We start from the raw sequence: 15,486 nt of genomic DNA, 5'->3' as shown, positions 1-15,486 counted from the left end.
GCGGGAAGGCCCGGTCCGCTCAGCCGCAGGACGTCAGGACGTCAGGACGGCCGGGTGTGGTGGCGGGCGCGGAACTCGGCCAGGAGCTCGTCGGTGACCGTCGCGCCCGCGGCGACCGCCGCGTGCACTTCGCGGAAGTAGTTCTCGTAGCCGGCGGGCGTGTAGAGGCAGAGGGCCCGGACGGGCGCGGTCCCGGCGTTCCGGAAGCCGTGCGGCGTTCCGCGCAGCGCGGCCAGCAGGTTCCCCGGCCCGGCGCTGAACTCGCCGTCGCCGTTGTGGAGGGTGAGCTCGCCGTCCAGGACGTAGAAGTACTCGTCGTGCCGTTCGTGCACGTGCGGACGGGCCCCGACGATGCCCGGGGCGAGCCGGAACTCCTCGAAGGCGAAGCGTCCGCCGGTCTGCTCCCCGGTCAGCCGGAACAGGTGCGCGACCCCGGCCACGTCGATCAGTTCGCCCTGGCCGGGCGCGCTCAGCAGCGCCCGCTCGCTCGTGTCGGCCATGGAAAGGATCATGCTCGGCCGGACCGCCCCGCGTCCAGCCGAACCCCCCGAGACCAACCGGACCGCCCGCCTCCAGCTGGCCCCCCGGACCAACCGGATCCCCCCGGACCAACCGGGCCGCCCTGCGTCCAGCCGGGCCGCCGCCGGGACGGGCCGGCCGGAAGGCGGGCTCTCAGCTCCGGGGAGCCGGACGGGCCTCGGCGGCGGCCGGGCACGTCGTGCGGTGGCGCGCCACCGCCTTGCGGGACAGGACGACCGACACGGCGGTGACGGCCGTCCACAGCGGGGCCATCAGGACGTGCAGCACGCCCAGCCAGGCGACGGCGGAGAACCGGTAGAGGACCGCCTGCGCCGCCAGGCTCGCGCAGCTCACCAGGCCGATGACCAGGGTCGTCCGCGAGTAGAAGCGCTGGAGCGGGCGGTGCGCGCGCCAGTCCGGCGGGCCGCCCGCGATCCGGTTCGCGACCAGGCCCGCCAGCGGCGCGCCGGTCAGGACGGTGAGCAGGCACGCCGCCGTCGCCACCGCCGGGACGAGCATCGGCAGCAGGAAGAAGCCCCGCGCCTGCCCGGTGCCCGCCGCGACCGCGGCGCAGACCGTGGCGAGGAGCGCGCCGACGAGCGCGTGCGCGACGTGGTGCCGGGCGCGCAGCCGCCAGGCCAGGACCAGCAGGGCGCTGGTGACGGTGGCGACCAGGGCGGTCCGCAGGCCGCCGAGGCCGACCGCCGCGAGGAAGACGAGCGTGGGCGCGGCCGTGGCCGTCAGCGAGGCGACCTGGTCCCTGGTTCCCGGCCGCCGTCTCTCGTGTGCTGGATTCATCGGCATTCCCGGTGGAGGGAGAGGGTCAGACGGTCTTCGGGGCGGGGCCGTGGTCGCGCCAGGCGACGCCCCGGCGCTCGTGCTCGAAGAGGGTCTCGACGGCGTGCGCGATCCGCGGGCCCACCTCCCGTTCGACCAGGTGGAGGCCGAGGTCCAGGCCGGACGTCACGCCGCCGCCGGTGACGAGGTCGCCGTCGTCGACGACGCGGGCCCGGATCACCTCGACGCCGCCCATGCCGAGCACGTCCAGGCCCTGGTGGTGGGTGGTGGCGCGGCGGCCCTCGATGAGCCCGGCCATCGACAGGACCAGCGAGCCGCCGCAGACCGTGGCGACCGTCGTGCCGGGCGCGGCCAGGGCCTTCCCCAGCAGGCCGGGCAGGTCGGTGCCGAGGGCCCGGCCGAGGATGTCGGGGACCGTCTCCGGCCGGTCGGCGTTCGGGTCGTCCTCGTCCGGGGGCTGGGTCCGTCCGGCCGCGCCGGGGACGACGACCAGGTCCGCGCGGTCCGGGTCGAGGCGGGCGGTGGCGGTCAGCGAGATCGCGGCGAGCGCGCTGGGGACCTCGCGCGGCCCCTCGGCGGAGACCAGCTCGCAGGCGACCTGCCCGCTGAACAGGCCCGCGGCGCTGAAGACCTCGAACGGGGCGATCACGTCCAGGGGGTCGAAACCGTCGAAGAGAACGAACTGGGCGAGCATCGGTGCCTCACTAACGTCGTGCCGTCGTTGTGACGATCACGCTAGGAGCCGCGCCGGAACTCGAACACGGGCTGGAACGACAGTTTCCAACGGGTTCTCGCCAACTCGTCCGAGCTGGGCGATCGGACGTCCGGCGCAGGTCTGTGCCGTGGCGGGAACCCGGCGTACGCTGCGATCGTGCATACAGTGGCGATCCTTGCGCTGGACGAGACGGTGGCGTTCGACATGGCCGTGCCCATCGAGGTGTTCAACCGCGTCCGGCTCCCGGACGGGCGGCGCCCGTACCGGGTGCGGGTGTGCGGGACGCGGCCGGAGGTGCCGACCGAGACCTTCACGGTGCACGTCCCCTGGGGGCTGGAGGCGCTGGCGGACGCCGACACCGTCGTCGTGCCGGGCCGCGCGGAGCACGCCGGGCCGCCGCCCGCCGAGGCCCTGGAGGCGCTGCGCGACGCCGCCGCGCGCGGCACGCGCATCGCGTCGATCTGCGGCGGCGCGTTCACCCTCGCGGCCACCGGCCTCCTGGACGGCCTGGCCGCGACGACCCACTGGACCGCCGCGCGGCGCTTCGCCGAGATGTTCCCGAAGGTGGAGGTGCGGCCCGACGTCCTGTACGTGGACAACGGGCAGCTGCTCACCTCGGCCGGGGCGTCCGCGGGGCTGGACCTGTGCCTGCACCTGGTCCGCCGGGACCTCGGTTCGGCCGTCGCGGCGGACGCCGCCCGGCTGGCCGTCACCCCGCTGGAGCGCGAGGGCGGGCAGGCGCAGTACATCGTGCACGACCGTCCGCCGCTGCCGCGCGGGTCGCTGCTCGAACCGACGCTCGCCTGGATCGAGGACCACCTCGCGCGGGACCTCACCCTGGAGGACATGGCCGCGCACTGCGGCGTGAGCCCGCGCACGTTCAACCGGCGCTTCCGCGAGCACACCGGCACGACGCCGCTGCAGTGGCTGCTCCGCGTCCGGGTCACGCGGGCCCAGTTCCTGCTCGAACACACCGACCATCCGGTGGAGCGGATCGCGCTCCAGGCCGGTTTCGGGTCGGCGACGGCCTTCCGCGAACGCTTCAAGCGCGTCACCGGCACCACGCCGAACGCCTACCGGGCCGCCTTCCGCGGCTCGCACGGCCCTACCCATCGCGGCGCGGCCGGGATACCGTCCAGTCACCTCGCCTCCCACGGTCCCGGCCGGAGCACGCCGCCCCCACCCGCCCTCCCCGACGGCCCGGTGCCGCCGGGGGACGCACGCGACGGACGAGAGGAACGCCATGGCCGGCAGAGGAGCGTCCGCTCCGCCGTCCGGTGAGGCGGACTCCAGCTTCCTGGCCGCCCTGGACGACGAGCAGCGGGAGGCGCTGCTCGCGGCCGGGCGGCGGCGCGCGTTCCGGCCGCCCGCCGCGCTGGTGCACCAGGGCGAGGACTCCGACCACGTGTTCCTCGTCCGGTCCGGGTGGGTGAAGGTCGTCTCGACGACCCCGGCCGGGCACACCGTCACCCTCGCGGTGCGCGGGCCCGGCGACATCCTCGGCGAGTCGGCCGCGCTCTCGGGACGGCTGCGGTCGGCGACCGTGATCGCGCTGACCCCGGTCGACACGCTGGTGGTCCCGGCCAGCCGGTTCGCGGAGATCCTCGACACCCACCCGATGATCTGGCGGGTGCTGTCGGGGACGCTGGCCCGGCGGCTGGACGACGCGAACGGGCGGGTCCGCGCGCAGGCGACGCTGCGCGGCGAGCAGTGCCTGGCGCTCCTGCTCGTCCACCTGGCGGAGCTGTCGGCGCGCGAGGCCCCGCCGAACCCGGACGGCAGCATCGACATCGCTCCCCCGCTGTCCCAGACCGACCTCGGCTCCTGGTTGAGCCTGTCCCGCGAGACGGTCGCGCGCGGCCTGCTGCGCCTCCGCCGCAACGGCCTCGTCCGGACGGGCTGGCGGAGGATCACCGTCACCGACCTCGACGCCCTGCTGGCCTTCGCCACCACCCCGCTGGACTGACGCAGCCCCCGCGGCGCACGCGCGCGCGGGAGGCTGCGCCAGGACGCGGGAACCGGGGACGGCGGGCCCACGTCGATATCGGCGGAAGATCCGTGATCATTCAGGAGCGGCAGTGCTGACCGAGCATCCCGAGGAGCTGTGGAACGAGGCGGCGGCGCACGCGCTGCTGGGCGCGGCGCTCCCGGACCAGGCGATCATCACGTTCGAGGAGGACGGCGGCGGGCTGCGGCGCCGGGAGTTCGGCTGCGGGAGCTGGGGCGTCGCGTGGGTCGAGGGCGGGCGGGCCGTCACCTTCGGCTACGACCTCGACCACAGCATCGCGCGGCACCAGCTCCCGCCCGTGGACCTGCTCGCGGGCGCGCCCGACTGGTTCCCCTGGGACTACGTCCACGCCGCCCAGGAGGAGATGCACCTCGTCTCCTGGGTCTACTGGTGGGACGGGCGGCAGTGGGCGCGCGCGGAGTATCCGGGCGAGATGGACGGAGGCCCCGACTCGGGGAACGAGTGGTCCTTCGAGTCGTACGCGGACGGCGCGGAGGACTGGGACGCGGCGCGCGAGCCCTACGAGGCGCTGGTGGCGGCGGTCGAGGCCCGCACCGTGGACGCGGCGGTGATCGAGGCCCTGTACGTCCCGCTGGAGGAGGACGTGCGGCCGGCCGACCCGGCGGCGACCGTCGAGGACGTGCTGGCGCTGGCGCGGCGGCTCGGGGTGACGCCCGGTTCGGCGCGGCCCGAGCTTCCCGCCGGGTCCGGGGAGCCCGCCGGGCGGCGCGTGCACGTCCTGGACCCCGAGCAGGTCGCGGGGTCGATCGCGAAGGCGATGCGGAACGCGTCCGAGCTGGACCGCCCCGTCCCGGCGGGCGAGCCGGACGAGGTGGCCGCGTGGGTGCGCGCGAGCCTCGGCGTCACGTCCATCGAGGTCGCGCACACGGGCACGGACCGTCCGGGGCGGAACTACAAGCTCGGCCCGGAGTGGGGGCGGACGGCCGACCCGGAGCTGTCCGCGCTGCTCGACGCGTGGCGCGAGCGGGAGGCCGACCCGGAGCGCGGCCGGTGGACGCACGCGCGGGTGGTCGTGACCGCCGACGGGTTCACCGCCGAGCGCGCGTACGACCATCTCCCCGAGTGGTGGCCGGGGTTCCAGCCGTACCTGTCCGGGTTGCGGGCGGAGATGGCCTCGCGCGCGCCCCGGTGGCGCCCGTCCTGGGCCGGGCTGCTGGACCAGGACCTCGCGTTCGAGGGCGTGCCGCCGGAGCTGGCCTGGAAGCCCGGCGAGCCGTTCGAGTCGACGGCCCCCTGACTGCCCGTCCGGCCGGGCGCCGGCGACTGGGCCGACGCGCGCCGCACACCGTCTCGATCCGCGGCGGAACGGGGGTTGCCGGGTGCGGCCGGTGGCGCGCACAGTGGTAGGTGAAGCGTCAAGCGGAGGGGGAAGCCCGTGTCCTCGGAGGTCGAGAAGCGGGAGCGAGCCGCGATGGAGGCGCTGACCGACAGGCTGGTCAGGGAGTTCGCCTCCCAACGGGACATCGCCGAGATCAACCGCGTGATCGGGGCCGTGTACGGGCGGTACGCCACGGTGCCCATCCGCGACTTCGTGCCCATCCTCGTCGAACGCCGGGTGCGCGAGGAGCTCGCGCCCCGGGAGCTGGAGACCACGCCCTGAGCAGCGGCCCGGCGGCTCCCGGCGAGCACGGCGCCGGGAGCTCCGGTGCCGCCCCGGCGGGCGCCCCCGGCCGCCGGCCACTCGATCCCGCGCCGGCTAATCGATCCCGCGCCGGCTACTCGATCCAGCCGTTGGCGCGCGCTCGGTCGAGGGCCTCGCGGGACTCGCGGGTGTCGAGCATCTCCAGCCCCCGGACGGCCCAGAACCGCAGGGACTCGTCGTCGGCGCCCAGCTGGACGGCCAGGACGGGCAGCGCGTCCGGCGACCGGGCCTCGGCGAGCAGCTCCAGCAGCCAGCAGCGCAGCCCGTGGTCGGTCTCCCCGTCGAACTCGGCCGCCAGCTCCGCCACGTAGGCGTCGGCGTGCTCGCGCAGGAAGTCGAAGCCGCCCTCGCGGAGCCCCGGATCGGACGCCCGCATCATCGTCATCGCCTTCTCGAACCGTCGCAGCGACATCCTCAACCCCCTCCCGCCCGTTTCTAGCGTCCGGCAGTGACATTCGCGAACCCCGCGCCTTCGCGAGCGCGGGGTTCACGGACGCGGGGTTCGCGAGCGGGGGTTGGCGGGCGCGGGGTTCGCGAGCGCGGGGTTGCCGAGCGCGGGGTTGCCGAGCGCGGGGTTGCCGAGCGCGGGGTTGCCGAGCGCGGGGTTCGCGGACGCGGGGTTCGCGAGCGCGGGGTTCGCGGGCGCGGGGTTGGCGGGCGCGGGGTGGGGGCGGGTCAGTGGTGGAAGGACGGGTGGGCGGGCGCGCCGGTGGTGCCGCCGGAGAGGCGATCCAGGCAGCGCTTCATGTCGTCCACCAGAAGGGACGCCTCGTCGCGGCCGATGCCGTGCCGGATCAGGACCCGCTGGATCACCGTGCCGTCGCGGTGGGCGGGCAGCGGGTAGGACGGCACCTGCCAGCCGCGGACGCGCAGCTGCTCGGTCAGGTCGTACAGGGTGAAGCCGCTGTGGTCGTCCTTGAGCTTGTAGGAGACGGCGGGCAGGGCGCCGCGGCCGTCGTAGAGCAGCTCGAACGGGCCGAGCGAGGCGATCTGCTCGCCGAGCCAGCGGGCGGTGTCGGCGCACGCCTGCTGGACGCGCCGGTAGCCCTCGCGTCCGAGCCGCTGGAACAGGTAGTACTGCGCGACGACCTCGCCGCCGGGCCGGGAGAAGTTGAGCGCGAACGTGGGCATGTCGCCGCCCAGGTAGTCGACGTCGAAGACGAGGTCCTCGGGCAGTTCCGCGGCGTCGCGCCAGATCGCCCAGCCGACGCCCAGCGGCGCCAGCCCGTACTTGTGCCCGGACGCGTTGATCGACACGACGCGCTCGACGCGGAAGTCCCAGACGAGGTCCGGCTGGAGGAACGGCGCGACGAACCCGCCGCTGGCGGCGTCCACGTGGATCGGGACGTCCAGGCCGGTGTCGGCCTGGATCCGGTCGAGCGCGGCCGACAGCTCGGCGACGGGCTCGTAGTCGCAGGTGAACGTCACGCCGAGGATCGCGACGACGCCGATCGTGTTCTCGTCCACGTGGTCGGCGAGCTGGTGGGGACGCAGCCCGGTCGCGCCGTCCTCCAGGGGGATCTGGCGGAGCTCGACGTCGAAGTAGCGCGCGAACTTCTCCCAGCAGATCTGCACCGGCCCGCAGACCAGGTTCGGCTTGCCGGCGGGCCTGCCCTCGGCCTCGCGGCGCTTGCGCCAGCGCCACTTCATCGCGAGGCCGCCCAGCATCGCCGCCTCGCTGGACCCGGTCGTCGAGCAGCCGACCGTGGCCGCCTCGGCGGGCGAGTTCCACAGGTCGGCGAGGATCCGGACGCAGCGCGCCTCGATCTCGGCGGTCTGCGGGTACTCGTCCTTGTCGATCATGTTCTTGTCGAGGCAGACGTCCATCAGCCGGCGGACCTCGTCCTCGGCCCAGGTCGTGCAGAACGTCGCCAGGTTCTGCGAGGCGTTGCCGTCCAGCAGCAGCTCGGACCTGACCAGCTGGAAGACCGCCCGCGGGTCGGCCATGCGGTCCGGCATCCGGGCCTTGGTGAGGACGCCGTTGCCGGACGGCTCGGCGAACAGGTCGTCGTACGCCGAGGGCGCGTCCCGCCACTCCCCCGCTCCCGCCTGGACGCCGTTCTGGTCCCGCTCGGACTTGTCCCACTCGCTCCTGTGCAGCGCCACGCCAACCCCCAAACCCAGCATCCACCTACAAGAGGCACATTCCGGAAGTCGCCCCTCCCAAACCTGGAGAGGCGCGCGACCGGAGGCCGTCAGTGGCCGAGTTCGACGCCGTCCAGGGCGCAGACGGCGTTCGGGATGGGCACGGCGAGGGAGTAGTAGGAAGTCACCAGGTGGCTCTCGACGGCGTGGGCGTCGGTGCCCGCGCGCTGGACGGTGACGCCGGGCTCGTGCTGGCCGGGAAGGTCGGCGGGACGCAGGCCGACGACGCCCTGCCGGTCCTCGCCCGGCCGGACGACCAGGATGGTGGTCGTCGTCCCGTTGATGGGGATCTTGTCGCAGGGAAGCATCGGCAGGCCGCGCCAGCCGAGGAGGCGGTGCCCCGACACATCGATCGTGTCGGGCATGAGGCCGCGGCGGGTGCACTGGTGGCCGAACGCGGCGATGGCCCGCGGGTGGGCCAGCAGGTAGCGGGGGCTCGTCTGCTTGCAGATCAAGGCGTCCAGATCGGCCGGGGTGGGCGGACCGGTGCGGGCGGCGACGCGATGCCGGGGCGGCGGCGCGTGCAGGAGACCGAAACCGGGATGGTTGACCAGGTCGTGCTCCTGGCGCTCGCGCAGGGCCTCCAGGGCCAGGCGGAGCTGCTCGTCGAACTGGTCGAGCGGCTCGTTGTGGACGTCCCGGACGCGCGTGTGCACGCGCAGCACCGTCTGCGCGAGGCTCAGCGGGTACTCGCGCGGAGGCAGGCCGTAGGTGATGCCCATGCCGGGCAGTCTCGGCTCGCCGGTGTGCCCCGCGGCGAGGATCACTCCGGGCTGGTCGCTGCCGGGACGCGCGAGCGTCCGGCGTTCGGTGCGGGTGAGGCGGTAGGTGCCGCCGGGGACGTCCCGCCAGGGCAGGATGCGCAGGAGCCAGCGCGGCGTGATCGCGGCGGCCTGCGGCGGCGTCTTGGTGGTCGTCGCGAGCCGGCGCGCCGCCCCCGTGGAGAGTGCGGTCGCCGGGCCGTCCGGCGGCTGGACGGGTGGCTCGATCAGCGTGGGCATGCGGATCCTCGCAGGTCCGGGGAGTGTCGCGGGCGGGGCACGGCCCGCTCGTAGCGGCGGGTCCGGCTTCCCCAGAGCCGGTCGCCCGCCAGCCAGTCGCGCAGCGCGTCGGCCGTGCGCAGCGCGTCGGCCGTGCCGAGGGCGTCGGCCGTGCGCAGCGCGTCGGCCGTGCGCAGGGCGTCGGCCGTGCGCAGGGAGCGGGCGGCGGCGAGGCGGTCGAACTGGGCCGCGCGGGCGGCGGCCAGGTCGGCGGTGATGTCGGCGGCGCGCTGCAGGTCGCAGCCGAGCAGGCGCTGGACGACCAGGACGCCGTTGCAGGTCTCGCCGGGCGTCCCGATCTCCTTGGCGTACGAGCGCAGGTCGTTGGCGATCGTGGCCTGGTCGGAGAAGGCGTCGAGGAGCGCGCGCGGGACGTCCGCGTCGAGGTCCAGGGCGTATCCGAGCAGGTCGCAGGCCAGCGCCGTGGCGCCGGTGCGGCGCCGCATCTCCAGGTAGTCGACCGCGTCGGGGACGCGCTGCTGGGCGGCGGCGGCCATCTCCCAGAGGCAGCCGTCCAGGAACTCGCCGAAGTGGCGGGACAGCCGGGCGCGGGCGGGCTCGTCCAGCTCGGCGGCGGTGACGGGCCAGAGGTCGGCGAGGCCGCGCTCCACCGCGCCGGCGGGCGGGGGCGGGTCCTCGGCGAGGAACGCGGGCAGCCGGGACAGGAACGCCTTCGCGCCGGGCAGGTCGCCGCGCGGTTTGAACGCCCGGTCGAGGAGGTCGTCCAGGTGGGCGAGCAGGACGCCCCAGCGGGCGACGACGCGCAGCCGCGCGGGCGGGGCGTCCGGGACGGTCATCGCGGCACGGCCGCCGAAGTCGGACGCCGCGAAGGTCGCGGCGTCCCAGATCGTGCCGTCCAGCATGCCGAGCCCGGCGGCCCACGCCGACACGTCGCGCCGGACCTCGGCGACGTGCGGGCTGACGCGGGCCGGACGCGCCGCGCGCTCGTCGCGGACGTCGAACCGGCGGGGCAGGCGCAGCACCGGACGGTGGGCCGCCCACAGCCGCGCCGCCGAGGTCCCCAGCCCGGACGGGCCGCGCCACACCGGCACGCGCGGATCCGCGTCCCGCGTGGCGGCGTTGCTGTAGCGCGCCGACCGCAGGTGCCACTCGTGCGCGCCGGCGTCGGCGTCCCGAACGCAGCGGACGAACGTGAACAGGTCGCGGCGGACGCGCGCGTCGAGGCCCCGCTCGTCCATCATGGCCGGCAGTTCGGTCAGCGCCGTGTTCTCCAGCTGCAGGAGCCGGGACGCGTGCAGGTCGGCGACGGTGTCGGCGGCCCGCTGCGGGTCCGCGCCGAGGAAGTCGCCCAGGATCAGGGCGAGGTTGTGCACCTCGCCCTCCTCCTCGACCTCCCGCTCGTAGGAGAAGAGGTCGTTCATCAGGAACTGCGCGTCGGTGAACGCCTCGCGGACGACCCGCACCGGCCGCGTCGCGACGACCTCCTCCGGCAGGTCCAGGCCCATCGCCAGCTCGATGAGGTCGGCGGCGAAGTGCCCGGCGCCGACGCCGCGCTTGTGTTCGAGGTAGTCGATCGGGTTCGGCGTCCGGCACTCGGCGAGGTTGTCCAGCTCCCACAGCGCGTCGGTGATCTGCGCGAGGGTGCTGGTGGCGAAGCGGGCGCGCCACGCCGCCGTGCTCAGCGGGACCGTCCGCGTCCAGAGGTCGTGCAGGGCGCGCTGCACGGGATCCTCCGGCTCCGGGCCCGTTCCGGACGCGTCGGACGACATGAAGCGGCGCGTCCGCTCCAGCCAGGCCGCCGCCCCCGCGGTGTCCCGGCCGCCCTTGAACGTCCGCAGGAACCAGTCGTCCAGGTAGAAGCCCCAGACGAACCAGTCGGTGATCAGCAGCAGGACGGGCTCGTCGGCGTCCGGGTAGCAGTACGCGGCGAGCAGCGGCAGGTCGATCGCGTCGAGCACGGAGCCGTCCCACACCGGGCCCGCCGTGAAGCCCTGCTCGCGCGACCAGGCGCGGTTGTGCTCGCGGGCCGCGTCCAGATGCGGGTTCAGGCGGGGCGGCCAGGGCCGGTACAACTCCGGCATCCGATACGCGAGGCCCGCCCCGGAGGCGGATGCGGATGCGGCGCGAGGCGGCACGGGCCGCGCGGGCGGCACAGGCTGCGCGAGCGGCACAGGCTGCGCGAGCGGCACAGGCTGCGCGAGCGGCACAGGCTGCGCGAGCGGCACGGGCTGCGCGGGCGGCGCGGGCCGCGCGGGCGGCACGGGCTGCGCGGGCGGCACGGGCTGCGCGGGTCGCGCGGGGGGCGTCATCTCGGGTCGCCTCAGCCCTCGTGGCCGAGCTCGACGTTCTCCAGCACGCCCAGCGCGTCCGGCACGAGGACGGCCGCCGAGTAGTAGGCGCTGACCAGGTAGGAGATGACCGCCTGGTCGTCGATGCCCATGAACCGGGCGTTGAGGCCGGGCTCGTACTCGTCGGGCAGGCCGGTCTGGCGCAGCCCGACCACGCCCTGCGCGTCCTCCCCGGTGCGCATCAGCAGCACCGACGAGGTGCGCGTCCCGCTGATCGGCAGCTTGTTGCAGGTCAGGATCGGGACGCCGCGCCAGGCCGGCACCTGGCGGCCGAGCATCTCGACCGTGCTCGGGTACAGGCCCCGGCGGCTGCACTCGCGGCCGAACGCGGCGATGGCCTGCGGGTGCGCCAGGAACACCGCCGGGTCCTTCCAGACGGCCGCGAGCAGGTCGTCCATGTCGTCCGGGGTCGGCGGACCGGACCGGGTGGTGAGCCGCTGCGCCGGGTCGGCGTTGTGCAGCAGGCCGAAGTCGCGGTTGTTGACGAGCTCGTACTCCTGCCGCTCGCGCAGCGCCTCGACGGTCAGCCGCAACTGCTGCTCGACCTGGTTCATCGGCTCGTTGTACAGGTCGGCCACGCGGGTGTGGACGCGCAGCACGGTCTGGGCCACGCTCAGCTCGTACTCGCGCGGCGCGGTGTCGTAGGCGACGAACGTGGACGGCAGCACCGGCTCGCCCTCGTGCCCGGACGCCACCTCGATCGCGGCCTCGCCGCCCGGGTCGGTGGCGGGGGCGGCGGCGCTCAGCGCGTCCTCGACGTGCTCGCGCAGCGCGGTGTCCCGCTGGAGCGCCTCGCGGAAGTCGCGCCGCATCAGGACCAGGGCCGTGCAGCCGGTGACGGCGCGCACGCCGTGCTCCCAGACCGCGTCGTCGTCCACGAGGGCGGTCTCGCCGAGGTACCCGCCGTCGCCGACGATGCCGTGCGAGACCTGCTCGCCGTACTCGCCGGTCCCGACGCGCTCGACCTTGCCGTGGACGATCACGATCAGGCGGTCGGCCGCGACGCCGGGCTCGGCGATGGTCTGGCCCGCCGTCCACTCGGTCTGGGTGAACCGGTCGGCCAGGGCCGTCAGCGACACCTCGTCGTCGAAGCCGCGCAGGTACCGCAGCTCCCCCAGGTCACCGGGGATCACCCGCGCGGACGCGCCGGTGGACATGCACTCGATCAGGCCGTCCCCGACCGTGTAGGACAGCCGCCGGTTCACCCGGTACGCGCCGCCCGCGACCTCCACCCACGGCAGCACGCGCAGCAGCCAGCGCGTCGAGATGCCCTGCATCTGCGGGACGGACTTGGTGGTCGTCGCCAGGTTCCGCGCCGCCGCCGTCCCGAGGCTGGACGCGGTCTGCTGCTCGGGTTCCGGAACGGTGGTGGTCATCGGGTCCGCCCTCTCGATCGGCCGGGACGCCCAGCGCGCCCTCGCACGGCGCACCACAGTGCCGACGCCCGGCCGCAGCCCCTCCCGTCTTGGCGAACGCTTTGCCGCCTCCACACCAGCCCCGCCCCGAACGCCGCGGGGACGCGCGGCGGTGGCGAGATCACCGGCAAAGGATTGACGCCCGCGCGGCAAAGTCCGCCGGGGGACGTCCCGGTGGTGGCGAGACTGCGGAGGACGTCCGTTCGTAAGGAGCCCCGCATGACCGCCAGCCTCCCGACCGCGACCACCTCCGCCCCCGCGCCGTCCGCGCGGGCGCTGCTGGACCGGTCCCGCGAGGTGGTCGAACCCGCTTACCGGCGCGCCGTGGGGCTCCTGCCGTCCCCGGTCGACCGGGTCGCGGGCTACCACGCGGGCTGGTGGGACGCCTCCGGCCGTCCGTCCGACGCGAGCGGCAAGGCGATCCGTCCCGCGCTCGTCCTCGCCGCCGCCTCCGCCGCCTCCGCCGCCTCCGCCGCCTCCGCCGCCTCCGCCGCCTCCGCCGCCTCCGCCGCCTCGGCCGCCGGGTTCGGCTGGGAGGGCGAGACGTGCGCGGCGATCCGGGCCGCCGGTGTCGCGGTCGAGATGGTCCACGACTTCTCGCTGCTGCACGACGACGTCATGGACGGCGACACCACCCGCCGGCACCGTCCGGCGGCGTGGACGGTGTTCGGCACCGGTCAGGCGATCGTCGCCGGGGACCTCCTGCTCACCACGGCCCTGGACCTGGTGCCCGGCCCCGATCCCGTGCCCGCCGCGTTCGCCCGCGAAGCGCGCTCCGTCCTGTCCGGCGCCGTGGCCCGCCTCTGCGCGGGCCAGGCCCACGACCTGCGCTTCGAGCAGTGCACCACGGTCACCCTCGACGAGTGCCTGGCGATGGCGGACGGCAAGACCGCAGCGCTGCTGGAGGCGTCCTGCCGGCTGGGCGCGCTGGCCGCCGGGGCCGACGGTCGCGCGGCGGACGCGCTGGCGACGTTCGGCCGCCAGCTCGGCATCGCCTTCCAGCTCGTGGACGACCTGCTCGGCATCTGGGGCGACCCGTCCGTCACGGGCAAGCCGGCCGGGTCGGACCTGGCGTCCCGCAAGAAGTCCCTGCCGGTCGTGGCGGCCCTCAACGCGCGGACGAAGGCCTCCGCCGAGCTGGCCGCCCTCTACGCGACGTCCCGGCCCCTGACGGCGGACGAGATCACGCGCGCCGCCGCGCTGGTGGACCGCGCCGGCGGCCGCGGCTGGGCCCGGAACGAGGCGGATCGGCGGCTGGCCGCCGCCTTCACCGCCCTGGAAGCCGCCTCCATCCCCGCCGGACGCCAGTCCGGCCTCCGCGCCCTCGCCGCGCTTCTCGCCACCCGCGACCACTGACCGCCCTTCAGGCGCCGTCCAGTGGGCGAGGGTTCTCGGTGCGGGCGGAGGCCGCCGCCTTCCGGGGCGGGGTGCGGGTCGTCCGGCAGGCGGCGGCCGGTGCGGCGATCAGCCGCGCGGGCGGGTGAGCGTCACTTCGGTCTGGCCGTCGTTCTCCTCCGTGGAGAGCCAGCGGTAGGCCGGGAAGTCGACCGTTTCGCGGCCGTCGTCGACGACCACGCGGTTGAGGAACCAGCCGGGTCTCGCTCCGCCGTTGTCGTGGGCGATGTGGACGCAGTCGAGCCGTCCGATCCGGGCGAGGTCGAGTTTGAAGCGGTCGACGTCGTCGCGTTCGAAGTTGTCCCGCCCGTCGTTCAGGCGTATGGGACCCGCCGTCCCGTCCTCGCCGTAGAGGGTGATGTACACGTCGGCGTTGGTGCCCGCGCCTTCCATGTCGCCGGTCTCGACGGTGATCTCGTAGCTCGCCATGCGGGGTTCCTTCCACTCCTCCTACACGTAGCCGAGACCGTTGCCGGTCCCCATGGTCACTAAAAGCGACGTGACGAACGCTCTGAGTAACCGTACGGTGACGTTGGGCTTCCAGGGGAGGCGAGGCGCTCCAGCGTTCAAGAGATCCGGAGAGGACGCGTCCACGCTGGGACGATGGCGAGTGACAAGCGTCCTTATCTCTTCCTGTCGGCCACGATGCTGCTGTGGGGCGGCGCCTTCTCCAGTTCCAAGTCCGTGGTGGGGCACATGCCGCACACCGTGGCGGCGCTGCTGCGGTTCGGCGGGGCGGCGGTCGCGCTGCTCGTCGCGGTCGGGCTGTTCGGGGCGGCCCGCGACCGGCCCCCGGTGCGCGCCGCGGGACGCGCGGCCGCCGCCGGGGTGCTCGGCGTCTTCGCCTACAACGGCTTCTTCTTCTGGGGACTGGCCCTGGCCCCCTCGGTGGACGGCGGGATCCTGATCCCGGTGCTCAGCCCGGTCCTGACCACGGCGTTCCGCACGGTCGCCGGGCGCGAGCGGGCCTCGCGGGCGCGCCTGGCGGGGCTCGCGCTCGGGCTCGCCGGGGCGGTGGTCTTCTTCTGCGGGACGGGCGGCAGCGGGCACGGCGGCGCGGACCGGCTCGCCGGGGACGGCCTGTTCGCGCTCGCCGCCGTGTGCTGGGCCGCCTTCACGCTGGCCGGGCCGAAGGTGATGGCCGGTGTCGAGCCGCTGCGCGCGACCGCCTACGCGACCTGCGCGGGGGCGGTACTGCTGGGCGTCCTCGCCGTCCCGGACCTGGGGAAGGTGGAGTGGGGCGCGCTTCCGGCGGGCGTCTGGCTGAACGTGGTGTACCTCGCCGTCGGCGCCGCCGCGATCGCGAACCTGCTCTACTACCGGGGCGTGGCGCAGGTCGGGCCGTCCTCGGCGTCCCTGATGATGTTCCTGGTGCCGGTGGTCAACACCGCCCTCGGGACGCTCCTGCTCGGCGAGTCCTTCACGTCCCTCCAGGCGGTGGGCGCCGTGGTCCTGCTGGCGGGCGCCGTGCTGGCGGTC

General features: G+C 75.0%; 14 protein-coding genes and 1 pseudogene. 6 read left to right on the top strand and 9 right to left on the bottom strand.

All coding sequences use genetic code 11. The annotated features are described in order from the left end of the window. Positions 1-41: 41 nt before the first annotated feature. From ACFPCY_RS18505 to ACFPCY_RS18495, 3 genes are all read right to left on the bottom strand, one after another. On the bottom strand, positions 42-500 hold the full coding sequence (locus tag ACFPCY_RS18505; RefSeq protein ID WP_378256736.1) for a cupin domain-containing protein: 459 nt from the start codon (positions 498-500) through the stop codon (positions 42-44). A gap of 172 nt (positions 501-672) precedes the next feature. Continuing rightward, complete coding sequence (locus ACFPCY_RS18500; protein WP_378256734.1) at positions 673-1,317, bottom strand: DUF3159 domain-containing protein; 645 nt, start codon at positions 1,315-1,317, stop codon at positions 673-675. A gap of 25 nt (positions 1,318-1,342) precedes the next feature. Further along, entirely contained in the window at positions 1,343-2,011 is a 669-nt protein-coding gene (locus ACFPCY_RS18495) for a DJ-1/PfpI family protein (RefSeq protein WP_378256732.1), read from the bottom strand. Positions 2,012-2,188: 177 nt separating this feature from the next. Here ACFPCY_RS18495 and ACFPCY_RS18490 point away from each other — a divergent pair, with 177 nt between their 5' ends. The 4 genes from ACFPCY_RS18490 to ACFPCY_RS18475 all read left to right on the top strand — a co-directional run bounded on the left by ACFPCY_RS18490 (position 2,189) and on the right by ACFPCY_RS18475 (position 5,661). Then, the gene (locus ACFPCY_RS18490; protein ID WP_378256730.1) at positions 2,189-3,313 is read left to right on the top strand and encodes a GlxA family transcriptional regulator; all 1,125 of its coding nucleotides are present in this window, start codon (positions 2,189-2,191) and stop codon (positions 3,311-3,313) included. After that, positions 3,276-3,998: a Crp/Fnr family transcriptional regulator gene (locus ACFPCY_RS18485; protein WP_378256728.1), complete on the top strand. Its 723-nt coding sequence runs from the start codon at positions 3,276-3,278 to the stop codon at positions 3,996-3,998. Before ACFPCY_RS18490 ends, ACFPCY_RS18485 begins: the two co-directional genes overlap by 38 nt. A gap of 112 nt (positions 3,999-4,110) precedes the next feature. Continuing rightward, the gene (locus ACFPCY_RS18480; RefSeq protein WP_378256726.1) at positions 4,111-5,298 is read left to right on the top strand and encodes a hypothetical protein; all 1,188 of its coding nucleotides are present in this window, start codon (positions 4,111-4,113) and stop codon (positions 5,296-5,298) included. Positions 5,299-5,436: 138 nt separating this feature from the next. Next, positions 5,437-5,661, top strand: a complete 225-nt coding sequence (locus tag ACFPCY_RS18475; RefSeq protein WP_378256724.1) for a three-helix bundle dimerization domain-containing protein — start codon at positions 5,437-5,439, stop codon at positions 5,659-5,661. Positions 5,662-5,776: 115 nt separating this feature from the next. Here ACFPCY_RS18475 and ACFPCY_RS18470 read toward each other — a convergent pair whose 3' ends face one another. The 5 genes from ACFPCY_RS18470 to ACFPCY_RS18450 form a co-directional block, all read right to left on the bottom strand. Beyond that, positions 5,777-6,115 carry a HEAT repeat domain-containing protein gene (locus ACFPCY_RS18470; protein WP_378256722.1) on the bottom strand — a complete coding sequence of 113 codons (339 nt, stop codon included), beginning with the start codon at positions 6,113-6,115 and terminating at the stop codon, positions 5,777-5,779. A gap of 263 nt (positions 6,116-6,378) precedes the next feature. Continuing rightward, a complete protein-coding gene (locus ACFPCY_RS18465) occupies positions 6,379-7,809 on the bottom strand; it encodes a glutamate decarboxylase (protein ID WP_378256720.1) in 1,431 nt (476 codons plus the stop codon). A gap of 89 nt (positions 7,810-7,898) precedes the next feature. Continuing rightward, positions 7,899-8,849, bottom strand: coding sequence for a hypothetical protein (locus ACFPCY_RS18460; protein ID WP_378256718.1), 951 nt, complete (start codon positions 8,847-8,849; stop codon positions 7,899-7,901). Next, positions 8,837-11,158: a terpene synthase family protein gene (locus ACFPCY_RS18455; protein ID WP_378256716.1), complete on the bottom strand. Its 2,322-nt coding sequence runs from the start codon at positions 11,156-11,158 to the stop codon at positions 8,837-8,839. Before ACFPCY_RS18455 ends, ACFPCY_RS18460 begins: the two co-directional genes overlap by 13 nt. Positions 11,159-11,169: 11 nt before the next feature. Continuing rightward, on the bottom strand, positions 11,170-12,573 hold the full coding sequence (locus ACFPCY_RS18450) for a family 2B encapsulin nanocompartment shell protein (RefSeq protein ID WP_378256714.1): 1,404 nt from the start codon (positions 12,571-12,573) through the stop codon (positions 11,170-11,172). Between the two features lie 258 nt (positions 12,574-12,831). On the opposite strand from ACFPCY_RS18450, the gene ACFPCY_RS18445 reads away from it, so the two are divergent. After that, entirely contained in the window at positions 12,832-13,968 is a 1,137-nt protein-coding gene (locus ACFPCY_RS18445) for a polyprenyl synthetase family protein (RefSeq protein ID WP_378256711.1), read from the top strand. 108 nt (positions 13,969-14,076) lie between these two features. On the opposite strand, the gene ACFPCY_RS18440 is transcribed toward ACFPCY_RS18445, so the two are convergent. Continuing rightward, positions 14,077-14,436, bottom strand: a complete 360-nt coding sequence (locus ACFPCY_RS18440) for a PLAT/LH2 domain-containing protein (RefSeq protein ID WP_378256709.1) — start codon at positions 14,434-14,436, stop codon at positions 14,077-14,079. Positions 14,437-14,610: 174 nt separating this feature from the next. Between ACFPCY_RS18440 and ACFPCY_RS18435 the strand changes: the two are divergent. Further along, positions 14,611-15,474 (top strand): annotated as a pseudogene (locus ACFPCY_RS18435) (DMT family transporter); the annotation flags it as partial. Positions 15,475-15,486: the final 12 nt, after the last annotated feature.

The organism is Actinomadura gamaensis (genome assembly GCF_042652125.1).
In the GTDB taxonomy this organism is placed as follows: Bacteria; Actinomycetota; Actinomycetes; order Streptosporangiales; family Streptosporangiaceae; genus Spirillospora; species Spirillospora gamaensis.
Note: the sequence above shows the minus strand (reverse complement) of the source record. Positions and strands in the feature narration are given on the sequence as shown.

Coding starts and splice junctions, on each gene's coding strand:
- ACFPCY_RS18505 (WP_378256736.1), bottom strand. CDS start 500: ATGGCCGACACGAGCGAGCGGGCGCTGCTGAGCGCGCCCGGCCAGGGC.
- ACFPCY_RS18500 (WP_378256734.1), bottom strand. CDS start 1,317: ATGAATCCAGCACACGAGAGACGGCGGCCGGGAACCAGGGACCAGGTC.
- ACFPCY_RS18495 (WP_378256732.1), bottom strand. CDS start 2,011: ATGCTCGCCCAGTTCGTTCTCTTCGACGGTTTCGACCCCCTGGACGTG.
- ACFPCY_RS18485 (WP_378256728.1), top strand. CDS start 3,276: ATGGCCGGCAGAGGAGCGTCCGCTCCGCCGTCCGGTGAGGCGGACTCC.
- ACFPCY_RS18470 (WP_378256722.1), bottom strand. CDS start 6,115: ATGTCGCTGCGACGGTTCGAGAAGGCGATGACGATGATGCGGGCGTCC.
- ACFPCY_RS18460 (WP_378256718.1), bottom strand. CDS start 8,849: ATGCCCACGCTGATCGAGCCACCCGTCCAGCCGCCGGACGGCCCGGCG.
- ACFPCY_RS18455 (WP_378256716.1), bottom strand. CDS start 11,158: ATGACGCCCCCCGCGCGACCCGCGCAGCCCGTGCCGCCCGCGCAGCCC.
- ACFPCY_RS18450 (WP_378256714.1), bottom strand. CDS start 12,573: ATGACCACCACCGTTCCGGAACCCGAGCAGCAGACCGCGTCCAGCCTC.
- ACFPCY_RS18445 (WP_378256711.1), top strand. CDS start 12,832: ATGACCGCCAGCCTCCCGACCGCGACCACCTCCGCCCCCGCGCCGTCC.
- ACFPCY_RS18440 (WP_378256709.1), bottom strand. CDS start 14,436: ATGGCGAGCTACGAGATCACCGTCGAGACCGGCGACATGGAAGGCGCG.